Source organism: Synechococcus sp. CBW1004 (assembly GCF_015840715.1).
Taxonomy (GTDB): domain Bacteria; phylum Cyanobacteriota; class Cyanobacteriia; order PCC-6307; family Cyanobiaceae; genus Cyanobium.
Genome location: NZ_CP060397.1, coordinates 3,004,471 through 3,030,675 on the forward strand (window position 1 = coordinate 3,004,471; position 26,205 = coordinate 3,030,675).

A 26,205-nucleotide genomic window follows, 5' to 3' on the forward strand; every position below is an offset into this window, starting at 1 on the left:
CGCCACCCCTGCTCCCCTCCGTCAGGGCTGCATGGCAGCATTCGCCCTCCTCTCCCAGGCCGCTGCCGCCATGGTTGCCAGTGACGCTCCGGTGCTCGATCTGGAGCTGCCCGATCCGGACAACGACAGCCTCAGCAACGTGGAATTCCTGGCCCGGCTGGAGGAGGCCTGGACGGTCTGCGACCGCTTTGACCTGCAGACCGAGATCTGGCGCGGCCGCATTCTGCGCGCCGTACGCGACCGTGAGAAGCGTGGTGGTGAGGGGCGCGGCACCGGCTTCCTGCAGTGGCTGCGCGAGCGGGAGATCAGCAAGACCCGCGCCTACACCCTGATCCAGCTCGCCGAATCAGCCGACACGATGCTCTCGGAGGGGGTGATGGAGCCCGAGAGCGTCAACAACTTCTCCAAGCGTGCCTTCCTGGAGACCGCCGAGGCGCCTCCCGAGGTGCAGCTGATGATCGGAGAGGCGGCCAATGGAGGGCTGCCGATCACCCGCAAGCAGGTGCGGCGTCTCTCGGATGAATTCTCCGCGGCCACCAGTCCGCTGCTGCCGGAGGAGATCCGCCAGCGCACCGCCGAGAACCTGCTGCCGCCGCGGGCCGTGGCGCCGCTGGTGAAGGAGCTGGCCAAGCTGCCGGAACCGCAGCAGGAGGACCTGCGCCGGGTGCTGCGCGAGGAACCGGAGCTGGATCGCGTTCGCGACGTGACCCTCACCGCCCGCTGGCTGAGCCGCACCAGTGAGGCCGGCCTGGCGGTGCGTGCCCTGCAGCATGAGCAGCTGGATCTGGAGAAGGCGATTCAGGAGGCTCAGCGCCTCGACGTGCTCGGCCTGCTCTCCGATGCCGTGGCCCAGGCCCAGCAGGTCGAGAACGCCGTGCTCAAGCTGCACACGAGTTGGCGGCGCCTCGGTGGTGTGCAGGAGCGCCTCTGGGTGGAGACCGGCAGCAGCACCCCCTACCTGCGCGATCTGCTGACGGCCCTGCAGACCCTCAGCGGCGCCACGATGCGCGTCTCGCTGGGGGAACTGGCCGGCGGTCGCCGGGTGCGCCTGCAGCTGGTGGAGGAATCGCCCGAGCAACTGGAGCCTCCGCCCCTGCCGTGATCCCTCGCCGTGATCGCTGGCCTGAGCCCTGGTGCTGATCCGACCCATGCCGCGGGGACTGTCCACCAGATCTGGTGGCGTTAGCCTCGGTCCCCGTCAGGGATGGTGGTGTTGGAGGCGGATCCGCTGCTGGAGTCTCTGCAGCACCACTTCGGCTGGGAGGCCTTCCGGCCGGGCCAGCGCGAGGTGGTGGAGGCCCTGCTGGCGGGCCGTGACTGCCTGGCGGTGCTGCCCACCGGAGCCGGCAAATCCCTCTGCTATCAGCTCCCCGCGCTGGTGCGCCAGGGGCTGGTGCTGGTCATCTCGCCATTGGTGGCGCTGATGCAGGACCAGGTGGAGCAGCTGCGGCGCCGAGGGATCGCGGCCGCCTGCCTGCATGCGGGCCTGGAGGGAGGTGAGCGCCGCCGCCTCCTGCGGATGCTCCAGGACCAGCAGCTGCGCCTGCTCTATCTGGCACCGGAACGGCTTCAGGGCGAGGCCACCCGCCAGCTGCTCGATGACCTGCTCGATGCTGGGCGCGTGGTGGCCGTCGCCGTGGATGAGGCCCACTGCATCAGCGCCTGGGGCCACGACTTCCGTCCCGACTACCGCCGCCTCGGTCAGCTGCGCCGTCTCTGTCCCGGCGTGCCGCTGGTGGCCCTGAGCGCCACGGCGCCGCCGCGGGTGCGTGCCGACATCATCCGACTGCTGGAGCTGCGGCGTCCCCTGGTGCAGGTGCGCTCCGCCCGCCGCCCCAACCTCACCTACGGCATGGCGCTGCGGCCCGCCGATCCGCTGCCCCAGGTCCTGGAAGCCGTGGCTGACGCCCGCGGAGCGGTCTTGATCTACGCCCGCACCCGACGTTCGGTGGAGCAGTGGGCGCGCCGCCTCGCAGCGGCCGGCGTGGAGGCCATCGCCTATCACGCCGGCATGGATCCCCACAGCCGCCAGCTGGCTCTGGAGCACTTCATGCAGCACGCCGCTCCGGTGCTGGTGGCCACCGTGGCCTTCGGCATGGGCGTCGACCGGCCCGACGTGGGGCTGGTGCTGCATCTCGATCTGCCGGCCAGCCCCGAGGGCTATCTGCAGGAGTCGGGCCGGGCGGGGCGCGATGGCCTGCCGGCCCGCTGCCAGGTGCTGTTCGATCCGCTCGATCGGGTCAGCCTGGGCTGGGCGATCCGCTCGGCGGCTCAGCAGGGAGGTGGGGCTCCGCTGGATCTGCGCTCCCGTGACGCGGAGGAACAACGTCTTGCCCACATCCAGCGCCAGCTGCGTCGCATGGAGGCGGTGGCGGAGGGAGAAGGCTGCCGCGAGCAGGCCCTGCTGCTGGCGGTGGGTGAGCTGGTTCCCCCCTGCGGTCGCTGCGATCGCTGCCTCTGTGCGGCGCCCCGGCGTGACTGGTCTGAGCAGGTCTCGCTGCTGCTGGCGGCCCTCGAGGAACGCAGCGGTCGCGACCTTCGCCGCCTCGCCGAGGATCTCAGCGCCGCCCATGGCAGCGAGGAGGAACGCTGGGCCTGGCTGGCCCGACGCCTCGTGCATGAGGAGCTGCTCAGCGAGAGCGATGACGGCGCTCAGCGCCTCTGGCTGCGCTCCAGCGGCCGCCACTATCTTCGCCAGCCCTGGCCACTGCGCTGGGCGGCCTGATCGCATCAGGGTGAAGCTCTGTCAGGGCCGGCCCGAGGCAGCTCCTGGGCGGGCGCTCCGATCGCCATGGGCTCCGTCGGACCTCCATGGTTCAAGTGGCCACATGCTGACCCACAACTCTCTGCGACATCCAGCCTGCATTGCCTGGGGGGAGCTGGGCGCCCCGCGAGCGAGGCGGTCCTGGCTTCACTTCGGCTGGGTCGCAGACACGATGGGGAATCCAGACCGGCTATCGCCTGGGGATCAACCATCGCCTGGGGATCACCGACCCCGGGTTGAGCGAAGGCCTGGCTGCGCAGCGGTGTGCTGCCGGGAAGACACCGCAGCCTGACTCCGCCGGCTGAGGCGAAGGGTTTGAGGGCGGGCCCACCCGCCGAGCGTCAGGTGCGCGTCCGGCAGTAGTCGTTCACCAGCTGCTGTTCGTGATCCCCATTGGGATCGGACCAGTTCTGCCAGGCGCCGGCGGGGGTGGTGCTGTTGAACTTGCGGGCACCGCAGTTGATCGCCACATACAGGGTCTGCCCCTCACCATTGAGTGTGGGGGCCACCATGCTGCCCCCCATCGGCTGCCAGGCGGCCCAGTTGACCTGCAGAGGTCCATAGGTGCGCCAGTCGGGTCTGGAGGCCATCGCCACCGTGGCGGGGGCTGCCGTGGTGGCGGCTGCGGTCTGCTGCACGGCCGGGGCGACAGGGCGCGCTGCTGGGGCAGCGGCAGGCCGGGCGGCGGGTGTGGCAGCTGTGGCAGGTGTGGCCGCGGCCACGGGACGGGCCGCAGAGGCCTCGGGTCGGGCGGCCGGTGCGGCGGCTGCCGCAGGGCGGGCTGTCGGGCGGCTGGTGCCCGCGTTCACGGCGGCCGTGGTCACCGCCGGCCGGGGCGTCGGGGCCGGGGGAGTGCCCTTGAGCTTCAGGCGCGTGCCGGCTTCGACGTGATCCGGATCGCTGATGCCGTTGAGCGCGATCAGCTTGCTCAGGCCGATGCCATAGCCGCTGGCGATCCCCGAGAGGCTCTCGCCCGAGCGCACCACATGCACGCTGGCGCCGCGCGGATAGCTCGGCGCTGCCGGGGCCGGGGAGGCGGTGCTGCGGGCCGTGGCCGGTGCCGCTCCCTGCAGGCGCAGGGTCTGGCCGGCCTCCACCTGATCGGCATTGCGGATGCCGTTGATCTGCATGAGCTTGCTCAGGCTGATGCCCTGGCGCTCGGCGATCTCCGAGAGGGTCTCCCCGGGCTTGACGGTGACCGTGCCGGCGCCGCGCCCGGCCTGCGCGCTTCGGGTTCCGCTGCCGCCCGGAAGTGTGAGGGTGCGGCCGGCCTCCACCTGGTCGGCGTTGCGGATGCCGTTGATCTGCATGAGCTTGCTCAGGCTGATGCCATGGCGCTCGGCGATCTCCGAGAGGGTCTCTCCCCCCTTGACGGTGACCGTGCCAGCGAGGACCGGCAGCGGCAGAGGCAGCGTCACGGCCAGAGCCAGGGCGACGAGGGAGCGGCGCATGGTCAGCAGCGTGGACTCGCCGGCACCTTAAGAGTCATCGCGGGGTGGAACCAGCCCCCCGGCGCAGCAATCCTGTGCTTTCTGCACGGCGGGAGACTCATCGGGTGAGCCGGGACGGTGGGCCCGTGCGCGACCCCGCCTGCGGTCGTCGTGGAACGGTGCCCGGTCGGCTGGAGGAATCGGATCAGGGCGCTGTCGCGGATGCGGCGGAGCCGCCCTGTGCTCCCTGCTCAGCCCAGCAGCCGTTCCACCAGCTTGATCGACATCGTGTAAGGGGGGTAGCGGAACCGCAGATCGAGCCAGAACGGGCGGCTGAGCACGGAGCGCTGATGGGAGAAGGTGCGGAAGCCGGCTTCGCCGTGGTAGGTGCCCATGCCGCTCTCCCCGACCCCTCCGAACGGCAGCTCGGCCAGGCCGGCCTGCACGATCACGTCGTTGAACACGACCCCGCCGGAGCTGCTCGCCTCCAGCACCCTGCGCCGGCTGCCCCGGTCGCCGCCGAACAGATACAGGGCCAGCGGCTTGCTGCCGCGTCGCACCCGTTGCAGGGCCGCCTCCAGGTCGGGCACCGGCAGCACCGGCAGCAGGGGGCCGAACAGCTCCTCCTGCATCAGCGGATCGCCCTCCGGATCGCTGACGTCCAGCAGGGTGGGTTCGATGCGTCGCGTCTCCGGGTCGCTCCGCCCTCCGGCGAGCACCTGACCCTTCCGGCGGGCCCCTTCCAGCAGTGCCTCGAGGCGCTCGAACTGAGCGCGGTTGACGATCGCTCCCAGATGCGGGCTCTGCAGGGGATCCTCGCCATGGAAGCGGTGCCACTCCTCGGCGATCGCCTGCACCAGCGGCTCCCGCAGTGCCGGTGCCACCAGCAGATGATCCGGGGCGACGCAGGTCTGGCCGGCATTGATCGATTTGCCCCAGGCCAGCCGGCGGGCCGTGACGGCCAGGTCGGCACCCTCCAGCACGATCGCCGGGCTCTTGCCACCCAGCTCCAGGGTCACCGGGGTCAGATGCGGGGCCGCCGCCGCCAGCACCAGCCGGCCGATGCGGCTGCCGCCGGTGAAGAAGATGTGGTCGAACCGCTCCTGCAGCAGCGCAGCCGCCACGCTCCCGTCCCCGTTGACCACCTGCACGATTTCGGGTGGGAAGTGCTTGGCGATCAGCTCGGCGATCAGCTGTGCGGTGCGGGGGGCATGCTCCGAGGGCTTGAGGACGGCGCTGTTGCCCGCGGCCAGGGCGCTGACCAGGGGATGCAGGCACAGCTGGAAGGGATAGTTCCAGGGGCCGACGATCAGCACGCACCCCAGCGGCTCGCTCTGCACCGCTGCCCGGCCCGGCAGGGCCCAGGGCGGCAGTCCCACCGTCCGCGGCGCCATCCAGCGGCGCAGGTGGCGGCGGGTGAGCTTCAGCTCCTGGCGGATCGCCACGCGCTCGAAGCTGGCCTCCAGTGGAGGCTTGCCGAGATCTTCGGCCAGAGCCTCCAGCAGGGGTGCGGCCGCGGCCTCCAGCAGGGTCTCCAGCCGGTCCAGCTGTTGCAGTCGCCAGGCCAGTGGACGCGTCCGCCCCTGCAGCACCGGATCCCGCATCGTCTCGACCGGCACCGGCAGCAGGGGATGGACGGCGGCCATGGTGGTGGTCATGGGGACGCTGGATCAGTTCGCCCAAGGATGGCCGCATCACAGGCCCGGTCGTGGACCTCGCGGCGGAGAGCATTCAGCTCCGGGCTCGAGGGTCCGTTGACATCGAACAGCAGGGCCAGGGCCTCGGCGGTGCGTGCCCCATCCAGGGCCTGGATCACGGCCCGACGCCAGGCCGCTGGATCGCGGCCCAGCGCCTGCCGCAGTCGCGCGGTGTCGTTCAGGGTTGAGGCGCTGGCACCGACCACCTCCACGTTGGCGAAGTTGTCGCCGCTGATCCCCGCGGGCCGCAGTCGCAGCAGCAGTTTCTCTCCAGGACGCAGCGGCGGAAGCGGCCAGGCGATCGGCCCTTCGAGCGGCTCGATCCCGTTGCTCCGTTGCTTCCAGAGCACCTGATCGCCACGTTCCAGGCGGATCTCCTCGAACTGCCCCCGGGCAAAGATCGTGGGATCGGCCAATGGGCTGACGGCCTGCACCCGCCCGTGCACTTCGGGGCCGGCGGCTGGGGACAGCAGGCAGATGGCGAGCGCTTCGCCCGGCAGTTCCGGCGGCGTCCGTGCCGAGCCGGCCACCGGCAGGCAGCCGAGCAGCGCGGCGAACAGCAGCAGCCGGGCGGCCATGGCCTGGAACGGGGATCGTCCGGACCCTAGACAGGGCCTCCGCCCACGGTTCAAGGCAACCTGAAGGCGCTCACATGGGGGCGTGGAATCCTGCAGGCGCCACACGCCGATGCCGAGGCGCCTGGGTCGCCGACCTGTGATGTGGAACGAGACGTTAAAGCTGTGCGCGATCGTCCTTTCACAGGCAATGAGTCGGAGGGGCAGAAACGCCCCGACTCAACTTCCCAGGGAGTGATCAAAGCCCTTGACGAGACTTGAACTCGTGACCTCTCCCTTACCAAGGGCCTTTTCAATCGCCAGAACCCTTGGTAAAACAAGGGTCTCATGTATTAGTTTTTCTTCTTACCCTAGGTCTTGCCCTGGCGGGCGATATATTTCTTCGCATTGCCGCTGCCTTTGACTGGCTGTGGTATTGGCGACCAAGGGTTGTGTGTTTCAAGGCAGGATGCTTGGTGCGGCAGGGCGCGCCCAGGCGAGCTGTTCACATCTGCTGAATCAACTGGCGAGGAGGGCGGGCTGCTGTCCCATGCCAACGCCTGCTGCTCGATTCCAGGCTCTCTGGAGGTTGAGGGTGGTCGTGGGTTCGCAGGTGAAGATCAGGCTTGAGCCATGCGCACCACGCACTGGGCCCAAGGACGGCTGACTGTGGTTTCAGGCTGATCTTCTGGTCAGGGGCGAGGAGGCCTCGCTGGCAGCGATCCCAAGCTCTCTGGCGAATGATTGAAGGCACAGACCCTCTACGAAAGGGCCGGGGCTGTCTCAATGAGACGGAAAACGGGGGAGTGGGTGTTACGGCAGTGGGTGTTACGGCACTTTCCTGGGGGCGATTTCGCAAAACCCTTGTGCTGGAGCGGGTTTCAAAGGTCGAAAAATCGGTGTTACGTCACGTTACGGCATTCGCCTAGACCTTTATTGAAGTGAATCTCCCCCTAGCGGGTGGTCGAGAACCCGCATGAATACTAGCTCGGGGGGAGGCAGGACCAGGAAAAGCGGAACCCGGGAGGTGAGACGGACGAGACAAGCATGAGGCTGGGGGGCGGGCTGGTTGGTGTTGGTCGCCTCGTGGGGCCTCGAAAAAAGTTTTGGATCGGTGGCGTTACGCCGTTACGGTTTTTCAGAGAAACGAGTCACACCAATCGATCTGAAGAAACCAATGGCGTTACGGCGTAACGCCACCGGCGCGCAGGAGCGGCACCATCTGGATCCCAACCGGGTGACTGGGGGCGCCGCGCCGTGGTAGTTGCACCGAGGTGCGCTGGAGGCAGCCGGGGGTATTCGGACTCAAGCTGGCCATGTTGATCGTTCCCCCGGTGAAAACCGGCGCCGAAAGAGGGGCGTGAGCAGATCGATCCATTGGGCAGCTGTGTAGGAGCAGCCGGTGCGGCTGTTGAGCTCCGCACTGGCTGAGGGAGGGAAAGGGACAGGCCGTGGCCAGGGCCTGAAGGGCATGCGGCTCAGGCAGCTGATCGGCGAGCACCAGTCGGCGCAACACCGAGAGCAATTCGGCGTCGATCAGATCTGGCGCCTGCAGGTTGGCGTCGGTCAGGCGAGCCCGGGCTGCGCCGTTGAGCAGCAGAGCATTCACGAGCACCGAGGCATCCACCACGACCATCAACGTTCAGCACGCCTTGCGGCTTCGCTCAGCTCCTGAAGTGCAAAGGTGCTCAGGGGCACGCCGGCTCAGCTGGCGAGCCTTTCCAGTCGCTCGGCCACTTCGTCGGGCACGTGGCGGATGCAGAGAGTGCGGGCCATCTCCTGCTCCTGCTTGCTCGCTGCTAGCAAGCTAGGCCCGAACCTGTTCCTGCAGGTGCTGGCACCGGCACGGATGACGACCGATCATCGGCGGACGCCGGAGCAACCCATGGAGCTGCCCATCCGCAACGGCCGCGCAGGCTGGGGTCTCGTGATCGCCGCCCTGGGGGCCCTGGCAGCGCTGGCACCGGCTCAGGCGCAGGCCGACAGCACCCAGGCCACCTGCGTCCTCAGCCGCCACGACCACACCATCCCGGTGCAGCAAGGGCCCTGCAGCTTCAGTCAACGGCAGGGCAACGTCACGGTTCGCTTCCGCGATGAAACCTTCAGCTTCCCCAGTGCGCAGCAGGGAACGGGCTATCAGCGCACCAACGCAGCCAGCGGCATCCGTTTCAACCGAGAGGGGGAGTACACCCTCCAGGTGCTGTGGACAGCGGCGCAGCAAGCCACCACCAGCAAACCCAGGGGCTGGGCCAGAGACAACGTTTACCTTGGCCGCTGGCAAGCCGGCAGCACAGCAGGCCGTGCCATCCTCGATGTGCTCACGCTTGAGCCCAACCGCTTGCGCTGGGGGAGTGCGCTGAATGGCATCTGCGACAGCGACTACAGCGTCCGGTTCCTTCCCTGGGGGCGCAACGGCCGTTTCCCCGATCAGCTGGTCCCGCCGAGCAGCCCCACCGACCTCGTCTATGGCGTGGTCCGGCTGACGCTCCAGCCCAGGCCCTGCCCAACGGGTGCCGCCGTCCTTCAGCTGGCCCTCCCCCTGGATGGATCGAACGCCATGCAGGTGGTCACCTACGACGCCAGCGGCAAGGTGATCGGCAGCTATCCCGATCTCAGGCGGCTGCCCTGACGCCGCCCGCGCCAGCCGCCTCCAGTCCGATGGCTCACCAGCACAAGCACCATGACGGCTGCAGCCATGACAGCTGCTGTCCGGCGGCGCCGGGCGATCCACCACAGATCCGCTCCGGTGAGGTGCTCTGGCGGATCAAGGCCATGGACTGCGCCACGGAGGAAAACGAGATCCGCCAGGCACTGGCGGACGTGACAGGCATCGCCGAGCTGCGCGTCCAGCTGGCGTCCCGCACGCTGGCGATCCGTGCCGAGCCGGAAGCGCTGCAGCAGGCCGAAAGGATCCTGCGCGGGCTCGGCTATCCACCGCAGGTGCTGGAGGCGGGAGCAACAGCAGCGCCGCTGACCGACGCCGTGACCTGGCATCGCCTGATCGCCGCCCTGGTGCTGGCCGCCGCGGCCGAGGGCATCCACACCCTCCTGCCGGCCTCTTGGCTGCACGAGGCCCTGGAGATCACGCTGGCGATCGGAGCCATTCCCTTGGCCGGGCTGCCGGTGTACACCAAAGGGTTGGCGGCGCTGCGCCAGGGGCGGCTGAACATCAACGCCCTGATGACGGTGGCCGTCACCGGAGCCTTTCTGATCGGCCACTGGCCTGAGGCCGCGATGGTGATGGCGCTCTATGCCATCGCCGAAGCGCTGGAGGCCCGGGCCGCCGATCGGGCCCGCGCCGCCATCAGCCGGCTGCTGGAGCTGGCTCCTGAGCAGGCCCGCGTGCGCACCTGCACGGACACCTGGCAGCAGCTGCCCGTGGCGGCGGTGGCCATCAACCAGGTGGTGCGGGTCGAGCCAGGCGAACGGATTCCCCTCGATGGCGTTGTGGCCAGCGGCAGCAGCGCCGTCAATCAGGCGCCGGTCACCGGCGAGAGCCTGCCGATGGAAAAGGGCCCCGGTGATCCGGTGTTCGCCGGCACGGTCAACACCCACGGCAGCCTGGTGATCACAGTCACCGCCCCGGCGTCGAGGAGCACCCTGGCACGGATCATTCACGCGGTGGAGGAAGCCCAGGCCTCGCGGGCTCCGATTCAGCGCTTTGTGGATCGCTTTGCCGCGCGCTACACGCCGGCGGTGTTTGCACTGGCGCTGGCGGTGGCGCTGCTGTCACCGCCGCTGCTGGGGCTCGCGCCGGTCGATGCGATCTACCGGGCGCTGGTGCTGCTGGTGATCGCCTGCCCCTGCGCCCTGGTGATCGCCACGCCGGTCACCCTGGTCAGCGGACTGACGGCCGCGGCCCGACGCGGCATCGTGATCAAGGGCGGGCTCTATCTGGAGCAGGCGCGCCGGCTGCGCACCCTGGCCTTCGATAAAACCGGCACGCTCACCACCGGACGCCCGACGCTGGAGGCGTTTGAGCTGATCGATGGCCGACTCCCGATCGCGCTGCAACGCCAGTGGGCCGCATCACTGGCCGCCCGCTCGGACCATCCGATCAGCCGGGCCATTGCGGCGGCTCTAGGCGGTGAACGGCTGCCGGTCGAGGCCGTGGAAGCCTGGGGCGGTCGGGGGATCAGCGGGCAGATCGACGGCCGGCCGCTGCGCCTCGCCAATCACCGCTGGCTGCAGGAGCTGGGGCTCTGCAGCGCCGATCTGGAGCAGGTGATGGCGGTGCATGAGCAGCAGGGCCGCAGCGTCAGCCTTCTGGCCGATGCGCAGGGTGTGCTGGCCCTGATCGCCGTGGCCGATCAACCCAGGCCCACAGCCGCCGCCGCTGTCGCCGGTCTGCGGCAGCTGGGGCTGACCCCGGTGATGCTCAGCGGTGACAACCGCCGCACCGCCTCCGTGATCGCCGGCCGGCTGGGCATCGAGCAGGTGCACAGCGAGCTGCTGCCGGAGCAGAAGCTGGCAGCAATCGCCGAGCTGCAACGCCAGGCCCCCACCGGCATGGTGGGCGACGGCATCAACGACGCCCCCGCCCTGGCCGGTGCCGCGATCGGTGTGGCGATGGGCGCCGCCGGCAGCGACACGGCCATCGAGGCTGCCGATGTGGTGGTGATGGACGACGACCCGCAGCGCCTCGTGGATCTGATCCGCCTGTCGCGCCGCACCTGGGCCGTGCTCTGGCAGAACATCGCCCTGGCCCTGGGGATCAAGGGGGCCTTCCTGGTGCTCACCCTGCTGGGCAGCGCAACGATGTGGGAAGCCGTCTTTGCCGACATGGGCACCAGCCTGCTGGTGATCGCCAACGGGCTGCGGCTGCGGCGTCAGCGCTGGTGCTGAATCCTCGGGGTTGCCATGACACGAACCGCGCGAGGTCCCGATGGACACCCCCGTGGCGATCAGCCATCGTTGAGCAGCCCGTGGCGCGGAACAGAGCGGAGACCGGGATCTCCAGGCGAGGCCAGCAATGCGCAGGCGGTTTCAACCGGCATCGCCTTGCCATACCAAAACCCCTGGTGCCAGACGACACCCGCTCGAGCCAGAAGCTCAGCATCCGACTGGCTTTCCACACCTTCGGCGATCACTGAAACGCCAAGCTTTGCCGCCAGCGTCGCCAGCGACTCAATGATCAACACATTGACACTATTTTCAGCTAGTCCTGTCACAAGAGCCTTGTCGATCTTGACAATATCGACGGGGAAGTCCTGAAGCCTCACAAGGTTGCTGCCATCCACGCCGAAATCATCCAAAGCAATCCGACACCCCAGCGCCGATGCCGCGCGAAGAATGGACGAAACCCCTTGCTCATCACACCGGGAGGCAAGCAGCTGCTCGGAAACCTCAAGAACCATCATGGCCCTGAACGATGGCTCCAGAGAGCTCAACCAGTCGATCAGCCCAGCATCAAAATCAGCAGGCCAGAGGTTGTAAGAGAGCCATGGGCGATCCTCGCCACCCAGGCCGAATTTCTTAGACGTTTCAACAAACAAGTCGAGCCTGCTCCGCCCAGACGAAAGGCGATTAGTTACATGATAATAAGCATCCAGAAAACTGAGCGGAGGCAAGTTCCTCGATCCCGACTGCCATCGCAACAGCGTCTCAAAACCAATGATCCTTCCCAAGGAAGAATCATAGACAGGCTCACAGTGCAGACCGATTGCACCGGAGCGAACAGCCAGCTCCACCTCCTCGGTGGTGGGCCTGTCCTTCAACTGCCGATCAAACTCCTCCCGGGAAACATAGGTGGCCCGATTTCTTCCGTTTCTCTTGGACAACAGCAAGGCGTAATCAGCCACACGAAGACAGTCGGACAAGCTGTCCCCCGTCTCGAGGCGGGCAACGCCAATGCTGACCGTCCGCACTAATCTGTTATTCGCGACATCCAAGCCATCGGATGCCAGCTGATCCTTGACCCTGTTGGCATAATCAAGAAGATAGTGCTCCCGGCTCTCTGGTGTCAGCACCGCAAACTCTTCACCACTGAGCCTGATGACACTGGAGCCGGCCGGGGCTCCGCTGCGCAGAGATGTGGCGACATGGCGCAAAAAGCAGTCGCCAACAACATGACCATAGGAGTCGTTGATGCTCTTGAAATAGTCAAGATCGATCATGATGATTCCCATATCACGCCCGCGTGTCCCATCTGTATATTCCTGCTCCATGAATCGACGAGATCGCGCACCCGTCAGAAAATCAGTCTTGAGCAGCTCCGAAAGCTTGTCTCGCTCACCCGCCAGGGCAGACACGTCTGACATGGAGATGAAATACGTGGCGCCAGCCGTGAGTGGATTGGGCTCAATATCAGCGTAAAATAAAGATCCGGAAAGATCTCCCAAACGAAAACGAATACAAATCTCCTCAGCGCAAGGGTTGGCGTCTCCGCCAAGATAGCTGGCGATACACGACTTCAACAACGCAGCCGAATCGGATTCAAAAATGCTGTCGAGCGAATGATTCTGCCCCGCCTCCAGGGCAGGCAAGCTATCGGCCAGCCGCCTAGAAATACGCAGCAGTTCATTGTTTTTACTGACCTCCAGGATAATGACCGGCGTGATCTGAAAAATCCGGTCCAGCGTTTCGACCGCTTGCCGGGCCTTACTCGATGCAGCAAGCCTGATAAGAATCAGAGTGGCAACCAGAAAAGAAGCACCCGTGGCCGCAAATGCGGCCATCGCCAGCAGGAGTTGATACCTGTTATCAAGATTGAAGCGTTCATAGCTGATATGGAATCGAGCAACCCCTTGACCATCAGCGCCGAATCTCTGCTCAATCACATCATCAGCATTCAACACCTCACAGGCTTCAGTCGGAGGTAGTTGAACTTTGCTGCCAGGATAAGCAATTTCAATGCAATGAATTCTTTCATCCAGAAGATATTCCGAGGCCATCTCATCAAAGGCCTCAGAACGCTTACCGGAATCGCCATAGGCCTTGACGATGAAGTCAGCCCTGGAGGTCGCCGTTGCAATATCAGTGCCCAGCCTCGAGAAAAAACTATCTTTTGCCTGCCGAAATTGGGCGATCGCCATCACAAAGATCGAGCTAGCAGATGTGATGGCCACCAGGAGCACACACAGAGCTATCGTGACCCCGGCGGCGCGAGGCGACCTGTTCACAACCGATGGGGCACGAATCACAATCGACGGACCACGCCCTTCTTCTCAAGACCCATGAAGCCTTTTCTCGCTTGATCACCAAAGTTAATATCAACAAGTCGGAGAGCCCCACCCTCTTTGCTGATATATATATCGATCGGGACCTTGCCGCCTCGCTTGTCGGTTCCCGTGATGCAGAGAACGAAGAGCGTACCGGATGAATTCGAGAATATTTCTGGATGATTATCGGTGGGAACAATCTTCTTGATTGATGAATCAGAAAGATCAACAAACGTCAGCTGCCCTTTGCTTGAAATTCTTAGAATCTCCTTTCGGGCCAAGGCCTGCAGTTCTCCCTTGATTGCCGATTGCGCTTCGGCATGGCCACAGAACAGTGTCGCGGCGACGGCCAAAGAGAGGGCTGGCTTGATCAGCTTGTTCATGGACCTCCGAGTCCCGGTGCTGCCTTCGAACTTAACCACGGGCAGCCACTGACGCAGGGCAAAACTCCCACCCAGGATACATTAGAAGTCTGTCCCAGTAGCCCTGGCGGGCCTTCTGCCGCAGCGGTTTGCTGATCAGGTCTTGCCTCTCACCTTTGGCCGCTCCGCTCCAGAACCCAGCTGCTGCAACCGATCTGATCAGCTTCCTCAAAGCGCTGCCCGACTGCCGCATGCGCCGTGGGGTGCGCTTTCCGCAGTGGTAGATAGGTGGCGCCCCTTGGAGTGGTGTAAACCCCGAGGCCTGTGACCTGATTGCAGCGTGGTGATCAGGCGGCTGCACGGCTGCAGGCCAGGGATGCCAGTGCTGCCGAACGGGAGCGGCTGTTCAGGGTGGAGGCGATGATGCGGGAGAAGATGCGGCTTTCAGCGCGCTGGTGGCGGACATCGCCATCGCCGCCACGGTCATGGGCCAGGTCATGCACCAGGACGCGCAGGAACTCCTCAAGGGAGGAGAGTGCGCGGCGGGCGATGCGGATGGTGGTGGTGCCGCTGGCGTCATCGCGGCAGTGCAGGCCAAGGATCTCGGTGGAGTGGAAGTCGACGATCTCCATGCGGTGATGAACCGGATCAAAGCCCAGCTCCGCGGATGCGCGTTCCACCAGCGCCAGCCCTTGTTGGCGGATCTGGTGCTCAGTGGCGGAGAGCTGACTGAGGCTGTAGGTGTTGCAGACCTCAGAGCGGCGCTGCTGGCGCACCTTGGTCAGCGAGAGGTGGGGGTGGGATGAGAAGAAGCCGCAGAGTGCTGGCGTGGAGATCAGGCCGATACGGCCGAGGTGGCCGGCGTCATTGACTTCGGCATAGCTGGCCACGGGGATGGCCTGCTGGCCATGGAGGAGGGTGTAAGCGGCGGCTACGTCATGAACGACGGAGGCGGGAATGGAGCGCTCGCCAAGGCCCTTGGAATCGCCTGTGCCGCCTTCCAGGAGGTCAAGGAGCTGCTCGGGTGTGAGCAGGCCATCGCGGGTGGCATTGGCCCAGGCGTGGGCGCAGTAGTAGTCGAAATCGAAGGCGTTGATCATCCGCCGGTCACGGTCCGTGCTGGCGGCGTTGAAGTTGTAGCCAGCGGCGAGATCGGACTTGGTTTCAACGAGGATTCCTTGGACGTAGCAGCGGCCGCGCTCGCTGGCGTCGGTGAGGATGTCGGTGTCGCCGGTCTGGAGTCTGGCGATGGAGGGCTTGAGATCGAGAAAGCTCTCGCGGTACTCGGCCCATTCCTCGGCGTTGCACTGGATCTGGACGGAGAAGTTGCCTGTGGGGCTGCGGCGTTTGCGGGTGGCGATGGTGAGGAGCTTCTGGCCGGGGAAGGCTCTGGACTCCTGAAGGGAGGGGGTCCAGTCCTCGTCGTTGTTGACGATGCGGCAGGAGCGGCCGGAGCGGACCAGGGCAAGGATGCCGAGCGCTAAGCCCTCGCCGTGCTGACCGCGATAGCCGCCTGCGGCCTTGGATGAGATGCCCAGCAGCCAGACGGAGCGATCGAGGCTGACGCCTTGGTTGGTGATCGAGAGGATGCCGGCCCTGGGGTCGTGGCTGATGTGCATGGGATGGCCGTCCTGCTGGCTGTCGCAGGCGTTCTGGAGAATTTCGCGGCAGGCCTCGTAGGGGCCCCAGGTGGGGACGTAGTGGCTGGAGATGCTGAGGCTGAAGGTGGCCATGGGATGGAGGAGGGAGGGGGCAGAAGTGGGCAAAAAAAAGCCCCGGCCGGAGCCGGGGCGCAGGGGATGGGAGAGGGGATCAGGCGGTGATGAGCTCGCGGGCCAGGTCGTTGGCGCGCTGGACGATGGAACGGCCGCTGCCAAAGAGGGTGGAGTGCAGGCGGCGCTTGCCGGCCCCTTTGGTGAGCTGTGAGGTTTCAGCCTGGGTTACGCAGTTGAGGCCCCAGTAGAGGGTGCCTGGTGCGCCGACCTCGCGGCCGAGACCGTCGTGCCAGGCGTTCTCCAGCTGGGGCCACTTGCGTTTGAGATCGGATATGGTGCCTGGGCTGCTGTCGCCGTTGTCGAGCTGGACGGAGGGCACCTGGTAGACCTGCTCCAGCCAGTGGCGGTAGAGCTCGAAGGACATGGGTGTATCGCGCATCGCCTGGTAGTCGTCGATGACCTTGGCAAAGGACTGGCGGGCGATGTCGATGGAGCCGAGGATGCGATCGATCTGGGCGATGTCGTTCTGGTTGTGCTTGATGGAGAAGGTACGGCCGTGGCGGTTGGCTTCTGCGATGGCAAAACCCAAAGTATTGCTGCAGGAAACTCTGATGTCTGAGTAGCTACCGCCAAAGGATGTGCTGCCGTTGTGTCCCAGCCAGCCGATGATGTTGCGATAGATTCTATCGCCGGGTGCGACCTGCGTGTCGGTGCCACGTATTTTGGCTGTGAAGGCAACTTTGGCGCCTCCACGTAGAACGACGACGGTATCCATGTCGACTTCCTCGCGCAAGGCGTTGGCGAAGTCGAGCAGGCGCTGGTTGGGGATGATCTGGTAGCCGGGGCTGGCGGTGCCAAGGATCTTGCGTTCATCCGGGCGCCAGATGCCGATGCGGCTGTCGCCGAGGCTGAGGAGGTTGTTGGCGATGGCTGTGCGGATGGCGGCGCGGCGCGTGATGGCGTGGAGGCCGCCGAGATTGGTGGCGCCATCGGCCGGGGCGGAGGCTTGGAGGAGCTGATCGATGAAGGCATCATCGAGGGGATCGCCGCCCCAGAGCTGCAGCTGCTGGACGGGGAAGAGAGCGCCAGCGCGGCGGAACATCTCCTCGGCTGGCAGAGTGCTGGGAATCACTTCGCCCATGTTGTGCCAGGCGGGTTGATTGAACGCGAAGACTCCACTGGTGAATTCTGCGGGTGCCATGGTGAACGAAAAGGTGGAGGGAAGGGTGAATGAACGGGGGTGAATTGACGGCTGCTGCCGCCAGGGATGGGGAGCGCAGACGCAGCAAGGCCGCCCACCGGCAGGCGATGGGCGGCGGAGTGCGCAGCGCTGGATGGCCGTTGGGCTGAGCGGCTCAGGCGGCGGCCAGTTCAGTGGCGGGCTGCTGGCTGCCGCTGCTGCTGGACGCGCCAGGGAAGAGGGGCGGCAGACCCAGCTGGCTGCGCAGGTGATTGACGCTGATGTCCAGGTCATCCCTGCTGCCGCCAATCGCCTCGCAGCGGATCTCCGGCTGCTCGATGCCCTCCGGGGAGAAGGGCAGCACGCGGATGAAGGTGGTGGCTGTGCCTTTGCGGGGCTGGATCTTGATGGCGGTCTCGCTGAGCTGGATGGTCTGCAGCGCGGCAAGCAGGCTGCGGACGGACCAGGGGATCAGCAGCTCGCCGCTGACGGGGTGAGGTGAGGCCTTGCAGGGGAGCCGCAGCAGCACCTGCACATCGGGGATGGGCGTCTGCAGTGTGACGTCGAGATAGTCACGCAGGCCGTAGCGGCTGTTGGCGCCGTGCTGGCTGATGGTGATGTCGGTGACGACGCCGACCAGTGCGGGCACAAGTGGCCCGGGTTGATCGGGGCTGTCGCCATAGGCGTAGAAGTCGCCGCTGCGGCTCATGCCGACGAGGTTGCGCTCGACATCAGGCGTGGCTTGTACCGCCCAGGCGGGCAGGGTCAGAGGCTGGAGCTCCGGGGTGGTGGAGTCAGGCGCAGCCAAGGAAGCAGTGGTCAAGGCAGAGATGGGAAAGGAACGAGTGGGCGTGCACTGTTGAGTGGGCCCGTTGAACCGCATTCAGTTGGAGGAGTGGGCTTGCTGCTCCGCGGGTAGAGGGGGGAGAGGAATGGAGATGGATTCGCCGCCGGGGGCGAGGGTGAGCAGGGAGCGGAGGGTGATCCAGCGGCGCAGGGGCATGGCGCACCAGTCGGCCGTCAGACGGAGCGCCAGGGGCTGGAGCGGTTGGTAACGGCTTGGAGCCGGTGTTGGTTGAGGAGGTGATGGTGGGCGGGCCGCTGATGGAGTGGACGTCGAGCGGGGCCGCCAGGTTTGGATGGAGAGCCGCAGGTCGCTGAGGTAGCGGCAGAGCGGCTCTCCCTGTGCGGCGGTGAGCAGAAGGGCGTCGCCGATGCGCGGCATGGAGCGGTCGCAGAGCTGGCGCAGTGCCAGGCGGCCATGGGCCGTGGCGGGAGCGATCAGGCAGCGGCCAGGACTGGAGTGGAAGAACAGCAGATCAGGCCGTGACGGCTGGCTGCGGATGGTTGGGATGGCCATCGGTTCAACGGGAGGAGCGGATGAGCGGAGGGAGGTGCCAGATGTGGCACCCCCTTCTGGTGTGGGGCTGGCCGTCAGCTGGATTGCCAGCGCAGATCGCGGATGGCGGCGTGATGGGCCTCGGCGAGCTGGCGGCAGGCGGCCAGGGTCTGGTTGGCGTGGGGCGCGGGCAGGCCGTCCTGGATGGCCTCCAGGACTTCCAGGAGTTGGACGCGCAGGGATTCGATCGTCTGATCGATCGCGCCACGCAGGAGCCGCCCGTCGGCAGTGGTGATGCAGTTCCGGCGGGCGAGCAGCCGCAGCTTCTGGCTGAGATCGTGCAGGACGTGTTCCTGACTCATGGGGGGTGCCGGGGTCTGGGCCCGGGCGAGAGGACGAGCCGCCACACAGGTGGATGTGCACTGCTGCGTGCGGTCGCTTGACCTCGCCTCACTCCCTGGCTGTGCTGATCGCGAACTGAGAAGGGGGTGCCACATGTGGCACCAGTCCAGCCAGCTGCGGAGGGGCCCGCTGGGACAGGAGCCCCGGCTGCTGATCAGGTGTGGTTGGGTAGGAAGTGGACATCGCCGGTGATGGCCACGGCAGCGCGATGGGCCTCCTTGAGCCCCTGCTGCATGGCCTCGATGCGCAGGGCACGGGCGGCAACCTGGGCCGCTGAGAGGGCATGGATGACGCCGTCTGCGCCTTGTGAGTACCGGCCGAAGTAGGTGGTGCCGTTCACCGTGAGCGCGTCGTCGTGGTTCTCGGTGCCGGCGATGTCGAGGAGGTGCTCGGACCGGAAGGCACAGCGAAGGGTGGTTTCCCGCTGGGCCAGACCTTGCTTGCGTGCGGTGATCCAGGCCAGTTCAAGATTGGACCAGTTCTGGCCGGAGAAGAAGCGAACTTCAACAGGGCCGAAAGAGAGTTGCGGCATGAGATCAGAGATGAAGGGAACAAGGAGCCATGCAGGCTGTGTGTACTGCTGAGAAGGCTCATTGACCTTGCCCTGATTGAAAGGATTGATGCGCCGTACATCTCGCTGTGGCCGAGAAATAGATCAGAAAGTACCTGAGATAGCAGCGGTGCGCGCGGTCAGCTGTAGATGCAATGAGCCGCAGATGCGTGATACGCAGCTATTGTTAGTGCGCGTATTGATGCAGTGCTTGATATGGTTTTGCCCATTCTGCTCCGAATGCTTGAGCTGGGCTTGTCGCTCAGCCGAGAAGCGGCAGAAGCCAGTCGAAGCAAGCGGTTCTGCTGAGTAAAATGATTGCAAAGATGCGCTAATCGATGTAAGGTGATCAATGGATAGCAAGCGCATTTCTTTTTTGTCTGGCGGCCATCGCGAGGTGTATGGAGTATTTGACGCCTGCCGCGCGCCGCAACAAAAAAGCCGGTTTCTATAGGGCCGGCCTTGCTTCTGAGCTTGGATTCTTGGGGCGAAAATTAAAGGTGTCTGCGCCTGAGGCGGTTCGGTTAATGAGTAATGCGCCTGGAGGCGCAGGGTAAAGGCGCCAAGAATGTAGGCCGTTGAATTTGTTCTGTGCGCCAGTAAAACGGAAGAGCCTTTTCCGCGGCTAGCCTGAAGTCGACAAGAGGGATATGTCTATGCACCCCATAGGGCACGTAAAGCGTTAATGTCTGATTGCGTATATGCAGGCGCTCCAGGGGCAATATTGTAAGACATGATTGTATCGAGTGTATTGGAGCCGGCTCTGGAGGCGGTGCCTGGCCTGGATGTAGGCACTGGGTCCGGGGAGGGCTGACGGTTGCAGTCCTGCTGATGGCGTTCATGGTGTCGAGCCGCGGCACTGGCCTCTCACCCTCGCCAGGCCGATCAGGACTCAGCGCTGGCGATCGAGGCGGAGGTCCAGGAGGCGCAGCGGTTGTTGCAGGCGGAAGTGGCTGCGGCTTGTGTCGGTGTCCGGCCCAAGCTGTAGCGCATTCCGTTTCTATGCACTGACTGCATAGATACCCCACCTGGGGATGGAAATCTCTCGGCGTTTTGGCCAATCTGGCTGTTCAACGAGGCAGACTGAAACACCATGGCGCGCTTCCTGCTCTGCTTCCCTGGCCCCAGCGTCCCCATCCCGCCCAGATGCCCAGCCGCGAAGACCTCACCGACGCCCTGATCGCCCTGATCCCGGAGGACGGCAGCCGCATCACGAACGACCAGATCCGCACGGCCCTGGAGCAGGAGGCGGGTGAACCGATCAGCGACGCTGAGCTGAAGGAGATCAAGAGCCTGGTGGTGGCGATGGGTGCCGCCGAGGGAGTGAAGGGCCCTGGCGGTGGATTGAAAGCCCCCGGAGTCGCCCCACCAACTCGCGCCACCCCTGCAGGCCGCTCCAGCCGCAACGGCAATGGCGATGGTTCAGGGGGCCGCCAGTCCATCGAAGCCGCCCCACCGGCCAGCCCTCCACCGGCCCCCGGCGACCCCAGTCGCGGCTTCACGGGCTGGGTGGCGCCGCCCGAGCGGGATCTGGGCAAGGCGGCGATGGAGAAGAGCCTCTGGGACGCCGCCGATCAGTTCCGCGCCAACTCCGGCCTCAAGGCCCAGGAGTATTCCGGCCCGATCCTCGGGCTGATCTTCCTGCGCTTTGCCGATGCACGCTTCATGCCCCGCTGGCAGGAGCTCAAGGCCGCCGGTGGCAGCGAACGCCGCGGCAGCCGCGAGGAAGACCCGAACGCTTACCAGAGCGAGGGGCTGCTCTACCTGCCCCCCGGCTCCCGCTACCAGGAGCTGCTGGATCTGCCCGAGGCTGCCGACATCGGCGCCCGGCTGAACGAGGCCATGGGCCTGATCGAGCAGCACAACAGCAAGGGAACCCCTGAAAAACCCGATAGAATCAGTACAGTTCCAATAATGAGACTGGCAGCGGATGGCGGCCCCCCTCCAGTTGGGTTTCACGGACTACGAGCAGACCTACGCCAAGAAGAAAACGCGCCGGCAGCGCTTCCTCGATGAGATGGAAGCCACAGTGCCCTGGGATCCTTTCCTGGCCTTGATTTCGCCTGTGTACCACAGGCCTTCTGCCAAGGGCGGGCGCCCACCGTTTCCGCTGGAGGTGATGCTGCGCATCCACCTGCTGCAGCAGTGGTTCACGCTTTCCGATCCCTTGATGGAGGAGATGCTGATCGATACCCCCTGCTTCCGCCGCTTTGCTGGGATCGACATGGTTGAGGACCGGATCCCTGACGAGACGACGATCCTGAACTTCCGCCACCTCCTGGAAGAGAATCGGATAGCAGAGCAGATCCTGGAGACGGTGAACCAGAGCCTGCGGGAGAAGGGCGTGATGCTTAAGGAGGGTACGATCCTCGATGCCACAATCATCAACGCTCCCAGTTCAACCAAGAACAAGACGGGCGAGCGGGATCCTGAAATGCACTCGGTGGCCAAAGGCAACCAGTGGTTCTTTGGGATGCGGTGCCACATCGGTGTGGATGCAGCCTCGGGTCTGGTCCATTCCGTGGTGAGCACGGCTGCCAACGTCCATGAGCTGAACACGGCACCCGATCGCGTCCATGGCGAGGAACGCGTGATCTACGGCGACTCTGGCCACATCGGCATCGAAAAGCGTGAGGCGTTCAAGGACTGCGAAGCAGAGATGCGCATCGCCATGAAGCCCGGACAGCGCCGAGTTCTACCGGACACCCCAGAGGGAAGACTGCTGGATCTGATGGAGGCGGCGAAAGCACATGTCAGGGCAAAGGTGGAGCATCCATTTCGGATCATCAAGTGCCAGTTTGGATTTCGGAAGGTCTTCTACCGAGGCATCCGCAAGAACAACCTCAAGCTGACGATGCTGTTTGCCCTCGCCAATCTCTGGATGGTGCGCGAACGTTGTCCTTCTACAGCGTAAATGACAGAATAAGTGTGCCATCTTGAGGGTGAGCAGCCAAAAATGATCGGGGAACTCACGAGAAATAAGCCAGTCAGGCCCTGGATTGGAGTACCTGGCGAGTAGCCAAGGACAAAATACCCCACTTGTGTCTCATTGGCGAGAATGAGACACGCTTGCGCTCAATTCCCGGTCTTGATCAGAGCTTCCCAAGCTCGCCGGGGTGCTGCCCCGCAGCTACAACCTGTTCACACCGCAGCTGCTCTCCGAGCTGCTGAAACGCATCTCCGAGATCCCCACCGATCTGGAGTTCGATGCCTTCGGGCGGATCTACGAATACTTCCTGCGCGAGTTCGCCCGCAGCGAGGGGCAGAAGGGCGGTGAATACTTCACGCCCACCTCGCTGGTGGTGCTGATCACCGAGATCGTGGAGCCCTTCGCCGGGCGGCTGCTGGATCCAGCCAGCGGTTCGGGCGGCATGTACGTGCAGAGCGCCCGCTTCGTGAAGGCGCACCGCGGCAACCCGGCCGGCGACCTGGCGATCTGCGGCGTGGAGAAAACGGATGAAACCGGCCGCCTGTGCCGCATGAACCTGGCGATCCATGGCCTGGAGGGGAGGATCTTCCACGGCGGCGACAGCAACAGCTACTACCTCGATCCCCATGATGCGGTGGGTGCTTTCGACTATGTGATGGCCAATCCGCCGTTCAACGTGAATGCGGTGGACATGGCCCGGCTGAGCGGTGCGGTCGGCCCAGGCCGGCGCTTCCCGTTCGGCACCCCGAGCGTGGACAACGCCAACTACCTCTGGATCCAGCTCTTCTACTCCTCGCTGAATGAGAAGGGCCGCTCCGGCTTCGTGATGGCCAATTCCGCCTCCGATGCCCGGGGGTCTGAACAAGCGATCCGCCAGAAGCTGATCGAGGCGAAGGCGGTGGATGTGATGGTGGCTGTGGGGCCGAACATGTTCTACACGGTGACGTTGCCCTGCACGTTGTGGTTCTTCGATCGGGGCAAACAGGGCACCGACCGGGAGAACACGGTGCTGTTTGTCGATGCTCGGCATCTGTACCGCCAGATCGACCGGGCCCATCGCGACTGGAGCGAAGCCCAGATCGGCTTCCTGGCCAACATCGTGCGCCTCTATCGCGGCGAGGCGATGGACGTCACCCTCGGAGGAGAGGAAGCCCAGCGCTGGATCGAGGCCTATTTCGGTGGCGAGGACTCAGCCGAGCCCCAGTACCGCGACATCGCGGGGCTGTGCAAGGCGGCCACTCTTGAGGCGATCGAAGCCCAGGGGTGGAGCCTCAACCCAGGCCGTTATGTCGGCGTGGCGGCGGGGGAAGAGCTGAGCGATGAAGATTTCAAGGAGGCGTTGGAGACGCTGAATGAGGAGTTGGTGGGGTTGAACACCCAGGCCCGGGAGCTGGAGGCCAGGATTGCCCAGAATGTGGCGGGGATCCTGGACGCGTGAGCGGCTGGCCCCATTCTGCGTGACGGAACTATGGTGGGGTCATGATCCGGTCGTTCCGATGCGCCGACACCGAAACACTGGCCCAGGGTTGGGAGGTACCGCGCTTCCAGGCGTTCGAGCGGGTGGCGCGCCGCAAGCTGCGGCAACTGGAGATCGCCCAACGCCTGGAGGATCTGCGCGTGCCGCCTGGCAACCGTCTCGAACTGCTGCGGGGAGATCGGGCCGGGCAGCACAGCATCCGCATCAATGACCAGTTCCGGCTCTGCTTTCGCTGGAGTGACAGCGGTCCGGAAGACGTTGAGATCGTCGACTACCACTGAACCTGCCCCATGGACCGCCTCACTCCCATCACCCCCGGTGAACTGCTCCTGCAGGAGTTCCTCGAACCGTTGGGCATCAGTCAGTACCGCCTGGCCAAGGCCATCGACGTGCCCGCCTCCCGCATCAGCGAGATCATCACCGGACAACGAGCGATCACCGCCGACACCGATCTGCGCCTCTGCCGCGTGCTGGGGCTCAGTCCGGGGTATTGGTTGCGTGCGCAGGCTGCCCACGACACGGAGGTCGCCAGTGCTGAGCTGGCGGAAGAGCTGGAACGGATCCAGCCGTTGGTGGGTTGCTGAAGCCCATGGCCCACCCCCCTCTCGCCGACTGGAGCACCCCCCAGCCGTTCGCGCTGCCGGACCTGGGACCCGGGGTGGAGGGGCCACTGCGCGATCAACTGGAGACGGCCCTGCGCCAGATCGCGGCCGACCCTGTGGTGAAAGCGATGGTGCTGTTCGGCTCTCGCGCCACGGGCACCGCCCGCGCCGATTCCGATCTCGACCTGCTGGTGGTGGAGCGCTTCCCCCAGCTGGAGCCTGAGGACAAGGTGGCCAGCTGGCGGCGCCATTTCCAGCCATTGCATGCCCTGCCCCTGCCGGTTGACCTGATCGTGAGCGGCAGCGCCGATGCCGAGCGCCTGGCCGGCTCCCGCTGGCATGTGATCAGCGAGGCGGCGCGCCAGGGGCGGGTGCTGGTGGTGCAGCCATGACGCCGCAGGAGGGATGGGACTTCACCGCCCAGCAGGCGGTGGAGAAGCTGCTCAAGATCCAGATCGTGCTGCGGGACGAACGGCCGCCGTTCACGCACCTGTTGAACGTGCTGGCCCAGCTGGCCGGGGTGGAGCTGGATCCTCGGTTGTTGGCGCTGCAGCCCTATGCGGTGGAGGCGCGTTACGAGGAAGGACCATTCCCTCTATCGGCCAGCCGAGAAGCCATCCTGGAGGCGTTGGAGCAGCTTCGGGATGAGGCTGTGGCGTTGCTGGGGGAGGGTTGAGATGGTTGCGGTTTTGATGGTGCTTGATGGATTGAATGCCAAGGCGAGGGAGCTGGAAGCCACGATCGCGACGAATGTGGCGGAGCTACTAGAGGTTTGATGATGAGTAGCTGGCAGAAGGTGAAACTTGCTGACTGCGTGGAGTTGCTCGCCGGCTTTCCATTCAAGAGCCATCGGTTCACTGATAATCCAAGCGATGTGCCACTTGTGAAGGGCGAGAATGTAAGTCAAGGCCGCATTCTCTGGGACATTTCCAAGCGCTGGCCGGCATCCGGCTGGGACGACCTGGAAAAGTTCCACTTGGTCCCCGGTGATGTCGTAGTAGCCATGGACCGTCCTTGGATTCCAGCTGGATTGAAATGGTCTTATATCCGTGAGGGCGATCCCAAAGCGCTATTGGTTCAGCGGTGCGCCCGCCTCCGCTCCAGCAATGGATGTCTTGACCAGGATTTCTTGCGATTCGTAATAGGTGGCCCTGAGTTTGAGGGCTACGTGAAACCAGTCACAACTGGCGTGAATGTTCCGCACATTAGCGGGAAGCAGATTCTTGACTTTGAGTTCACTCTCCCCCCACTCCCCATCCAGCACCGCATCGCCGGCATCCTCTCCGCCTACGACGACCTGATCGAGAACAGCCAGCGGCGCATCAAGATCCTGGAGGAGATGGCCCGCCGGCTCTACCGCGAGTGGTTCGTCCACTTCCGCTTCCCCGGCCATGAGGGCTGCACCTTTGTGGACTCGCCGCTTGGGGGGATTCCGGAGGGGTGGGAGGTGAAGGCTTTCACGGCAATCGCAGATGTCTTAAGCGGTGGCACTCCTAAGACTGATATTGCTCACTATTGGGATGGGGAAATCCCATTCTTCACGCCTAGAGACGCGCCTGACTGCTTCTATCTTCAAGATACCGAGAAGCACGTCTCTGATGCTGGTCTGGCCAGATGCGCAAGCTTGCTTTACCCACCCGACACAGTATTCATCACAGCGCGGGGAACTGTTGGGAAGGTAGCCCTCCCCGCCGTTGATATGGCGATGAACCAATCTTGCTATGCATTGCGTGGCAAGGCTGGTTTGTCTCAGCGTTTTCTTTTTCTAATGACGCTCCAGCAGGTCCAGTATCTAAAGAAGAACACAGGAGGAGCGACGTTCGACACGATTGTCGTGGATACTTTCAAGAGAATGGAAGTCGTCACTCCACCCACAATCATCGTTTCTCAGTTCTCGAACAAAATCGACCCCATTTTTGAGCAAGTGAATACGCTCCAACGCCAAATCCAAAACCTCCGCCGTACCCGCGACCTGCTCCTCCCCCGCCTGCTCTCCGGCCAGATCGATGTGGAGGCGCTGCCAGGGCCTGCAGCTGACTGAACC

General features: G+C 64.8%; 24 protein-coding genes. 12 read left to right on the top strand and 12 right to left on the bottom strand.

Translation table 11 applies throughout. The features are described 5' to 3' along the window. The first annotated feature begins 70 nt into the window (after positions 1–70). Both H8F25_RS14225 and H8F25_RS14230 read left to right on the top strand, forming a co-directional pair. Complete coding sequence (locus H8F25_RS14225; RefSeq protein WP_197213911.1) at positions 71–1,102, top strand: hypothetical protein; 1,032 nt, start codon at positions 71–73, stop codon at positions 1,100–1,102. A 102-nt stretch (positions 1,103–1,204) separates the two neighbouring features. After that, positions 1,205–2,725 carry an ATP-dependent DNA helicase RecQ gene (locus tag H8F25_RS14230; RefSeq protein WP_197210967.1) on the top strand — a complete coding sequence of 507 codons (1,521 nt, stop codon included), beginning with the start codon at positions 1,205–1,207 and terminating at the stop codon, positions 2,723–2,725. A gap of 380 nt (positions 2,726–3,105) precedes the next feature. Here the strand turns inward: H8F25_RS14230 and H8F25_RS14235 are convergent, their stop codons facing one another. The 4 genes from H8F25_RS14235 to H8F25_RS17820 form a co-directional block, all read right to left on the bottom strand. After that, entirely contained in the window at positions 3,106–4,215 is a 1,110-nt protein-coding gene (locus H8F25_RS14235) for a LysM domain-containing protein (RefSeq protein WP_197210968.1), read from the bottom strand. A gap of 230 nt (positions 4,216–4,445) precedes the next feature. Next, a complete protein-coding gene (locus tag H8F25_RS14240; RefSeq protein ID WP_231596867.1) occupies positions 4,446–5,852 on the bottom strand; it encodes an aldehyde dehydrogenase family protein in 1,407 nt (468 codons plus the stop codon). Then, on the bottom strand, positions 5,849–6,469 hold the full coding sequence (locus H8F25_RS14245; RefSeq protein ID WP_197210969.1) for a hypothetical protein: 621 nt from the start codon (positions 6,467–6,469) through the stop codon (positions 5,849–5,851). Before H8F25_RS14245 ends, H8F25_RS14240 begins: the two co-directional genes overlap by 4 nt. Before the next feature lie 1,159 nt (positions 6,470–7,628). Beyond that, on the bottom strand, positions 7,629–8,081 hold the full coding sequence (locus tag H8F25_RS17820) for a hypothetical protein (RefSeq protein WP_231596868.1): 453 nt from the start codon (positions 8,079–8,081) through the stop codon (positions 7,629–7,631). A gap of 249 nt (positions 8,082–8,330) precedes the next feature. Here H8F25_RS17820 and H8F25_RS14255 point away from each other — a divergent pair, with 249 nt between their 5' ends. Together H8F25_RS14255 and H8F25_RS14260 are read left to right on the top strand one after the other, a co-directional pair. After that, positions 8,331–9,074, top strand: a complete 744-nt coding sequence (locus H8F25_RS14255; protein WP_197210970.1) for a hypothetical protein — start codon at positions 8,331–8,333, stop codon at positions 9,072–9,074. Positions 9,075–9,103: 29 nt separating this feature from the next. Then, positions 9,104–11,290 carry a cation-translocating P-type ATPase gene (locus H8F25_RS14260; protein ID WP_231596869.1) on the top strand — a complete coding sequence of 729 codons (2,187 nt, stop codon included), beginning with the start codon at positions 9,104–9,106 and terminating at the stop codon, positions 11,288–11,290. A 59-nt stretch (positions 11,291–11,349) separates the two neighbouring features. Here H8F25_RS14260 and H8F25_RS14265 read toward each other — a convergent pair whose 3' ends face one another. The 8 genes from H8F25_RS14265 to H8F25_RS14300 all read right to left on the bottom strand — a co-directional run bounded on the left by H8F25_RS14265 (position 11,350) and on the right by H8F25_RS14300 (position 19,135). Further along, positions 11,350–13,512: an EAL domain-containing protein gene (locus tag H8F25_RS14265; protein ID WP_197210971.1), complete on the bottom strand. Its 2,163-nt coding sequence runs from the start codon at positions 13,510–13,512 to the stop codon at positions 11,350–11,352. 71 nt (positions 13,513–13,583) lie between these two features. Further along, positions 13,584–13,988, bottom strand: a complete 405-nt coding sequence (locus H8F25_RS14270) for a hypothetical protein (protein WP_197210972.1) — start codon at positions 13,986–13,988, stop codon at positions 13,584–13,586. Between the two features lie 326 nt (positions 13,989–14,314). After that, positions 14,315–15,700 (bottom strand): hypothetical protein, encoded by a 1,386-nt coding sequence (locus H8F25_RS14275; protein WP_197210973.1) that lies wholly within the window; start codon positions 15,698–15,700, stop codon positions 14,315–14,317. A gap of 79 nt (positions 15,701–15,779) precedes the next feature. Then, entirely contained in the window at positions 15,780–16,883 is a 1,104-nt protein-coding gene (locus H8F25_RS14280; protein ID WP_197210974.1) for a DUF932 domain-containing protein, read from the bottom strand. 154 nt (positions 16,884–17,037) lie between these two features. Next, entirely contained in the window at positions 17,038–17,685 is a 648-nt protein-coding gene (locus H8F25_RS14285) for a hypothetical protein (protein ID WP_231596870.1), read from the bottom strand. Between the two features lie 60 nt (positions 17,686–17,745). Further along, positions 17,746–18,222 carry a hypothetical protein gene (locus H8F25_RS14290; protein WP_197210976.1) on the bottom strand — a complete coding sequence of 159 codons (477 nt, stop codon included), beginning with the start codon at positions 18,220–18,222 and terminating at the stop codon, positions 17,746–17,748. A 74-nt stretch (positions 18,223–18,296) separates the two neighbouring features. Then, positions 18,297–18,563, bottom strand: a complete 267-nt coding sequence (locus H8F25_RS14295; protein WP_197210977.1) for a hypothetical protein — start codon at positions 18,561–18,563, stop codon at positions 18,297–18,299. A gap of 194 nt (positions 18,564–18,757) precedes the next feature. After that, on the bottom strand, positions 18,758–19,135 hold the full coding sequence (locus H8F25_RS14300; protein WP_197210978.1) for a hypothetical protein: 378 nt from the start codon (positions 19,133–19,135) through the stop codon (positions 18,758–18,760). A 1,164-nt stretch (positions 19,136–20,299) separates the two neighbouring features. Here H8F25_RS14300 and H8F25_RS14305 point away from each other — a divergent pair. The 8 genes from H8F25_RS14305 (at position 20,300) to H8F25_RS14340 (ending at position 26,202) form a co-directional block, all read left to right on the top strand. Continuing rightward, the gene (locus H8F25_RS14305) at positions 20,300–21,169 is read left to right on the top strand and encodes a type I restriction-modification system subunit M N-terminal domain-containing protein (protein WP_197210979.1); all 870 of its coding nucleotides are present in this window, start codon (positions 20,300–20,302) and stop codon (positions 21,167–21,169) included. Beyond that, positions 21,084–22,067 carry an IS5 family transposase gene (locus H8F25_RS14310; RefSeq protein ID WP_197210200.1) on the top strand — a complete coding sequence of 328 codons (984 nt, stop codon included), beginning with the start codon at positions 21,084–21,086 and terminating at the stop codon, positions 22,065–22,067. The genes H8F25_RS14305 and H8F25_RS14310 overlap by 86 nt, the downstream gene beginning before the upstream one ends. A gap of 202 nt (positions 22,068–22,269) precedes the next feature. Then, positions 22,270–23,520 (top strand): class I SAM-dependent DNA methyltransferase, encoded by a 1,251-nt coding sequence (locus H8F25_RS14315; RefSeq protein WP_197210980.1) that lies wholly within the window; start codon positions 22,270–22,272, stop codon positions 23,518–23,520. A 41-nt stretch (positions 23,521–23,561) separates the two neighbouring features. Further along, complete coding sequence (locus tag H8F25_RS14320; protein WP_197210981.1) at positions 23,562–23,840, top strand: type II toxin-antitoxin system RelE/ParE family toxin; 279 nt, start codon at positions 23,562–23,564, stop codon at positions 23,838–23,840. A gap of 9 nt (positions 23,841–23,849) precedes the next feature. After that, entirely contained in the window at positions 23,850–24,143 is a 294-nt protein-coding gene (locus H8F25_RS14325; protein ID WP_197210982.1) for a HigA family addiction module antitoxin, read from the top strand. 5 nt (positions 24,144–24,148) lie between these two features. Then, on the top strand, positions 24,149–24,553 hold the full coding sequence (locus H8F25_RS14330) for a nucleotidyltransferase family protein (RefSeq protein WP_197210983.1): 405 nt from the start codon (positions 24,149–24,151) through the stop codon (positions 24,551–24,553). Next, complete coding sequence (locus H8F25_RS14335; protein WP_197210984.1) at positions 24,550–24,837, top strand: HEPN domain-containing protein; 288 nt, start codon at positions 24,550–24,552, stop codon at positions 24,835–24,837. Before H8F25_RS14330 ends, H8F25_RS14335 begins: the two co-directional genes overlap by 4 nt. 102 nt (positions 24,838–24,939) lie before the next feature. Further along, complete coding sequence (locus tag H8F25_RS14340) at positions 24,940–26,202, top strand: restriction endonuclease subunit S (RefSeq protein ID WP_255518282.1); 1,263 nt, start codon at positions 24,940–24,942, stop codon at positions 26,200–26,202. Positions 26,203–26,205: the final 3 nt, after the last annotated feature.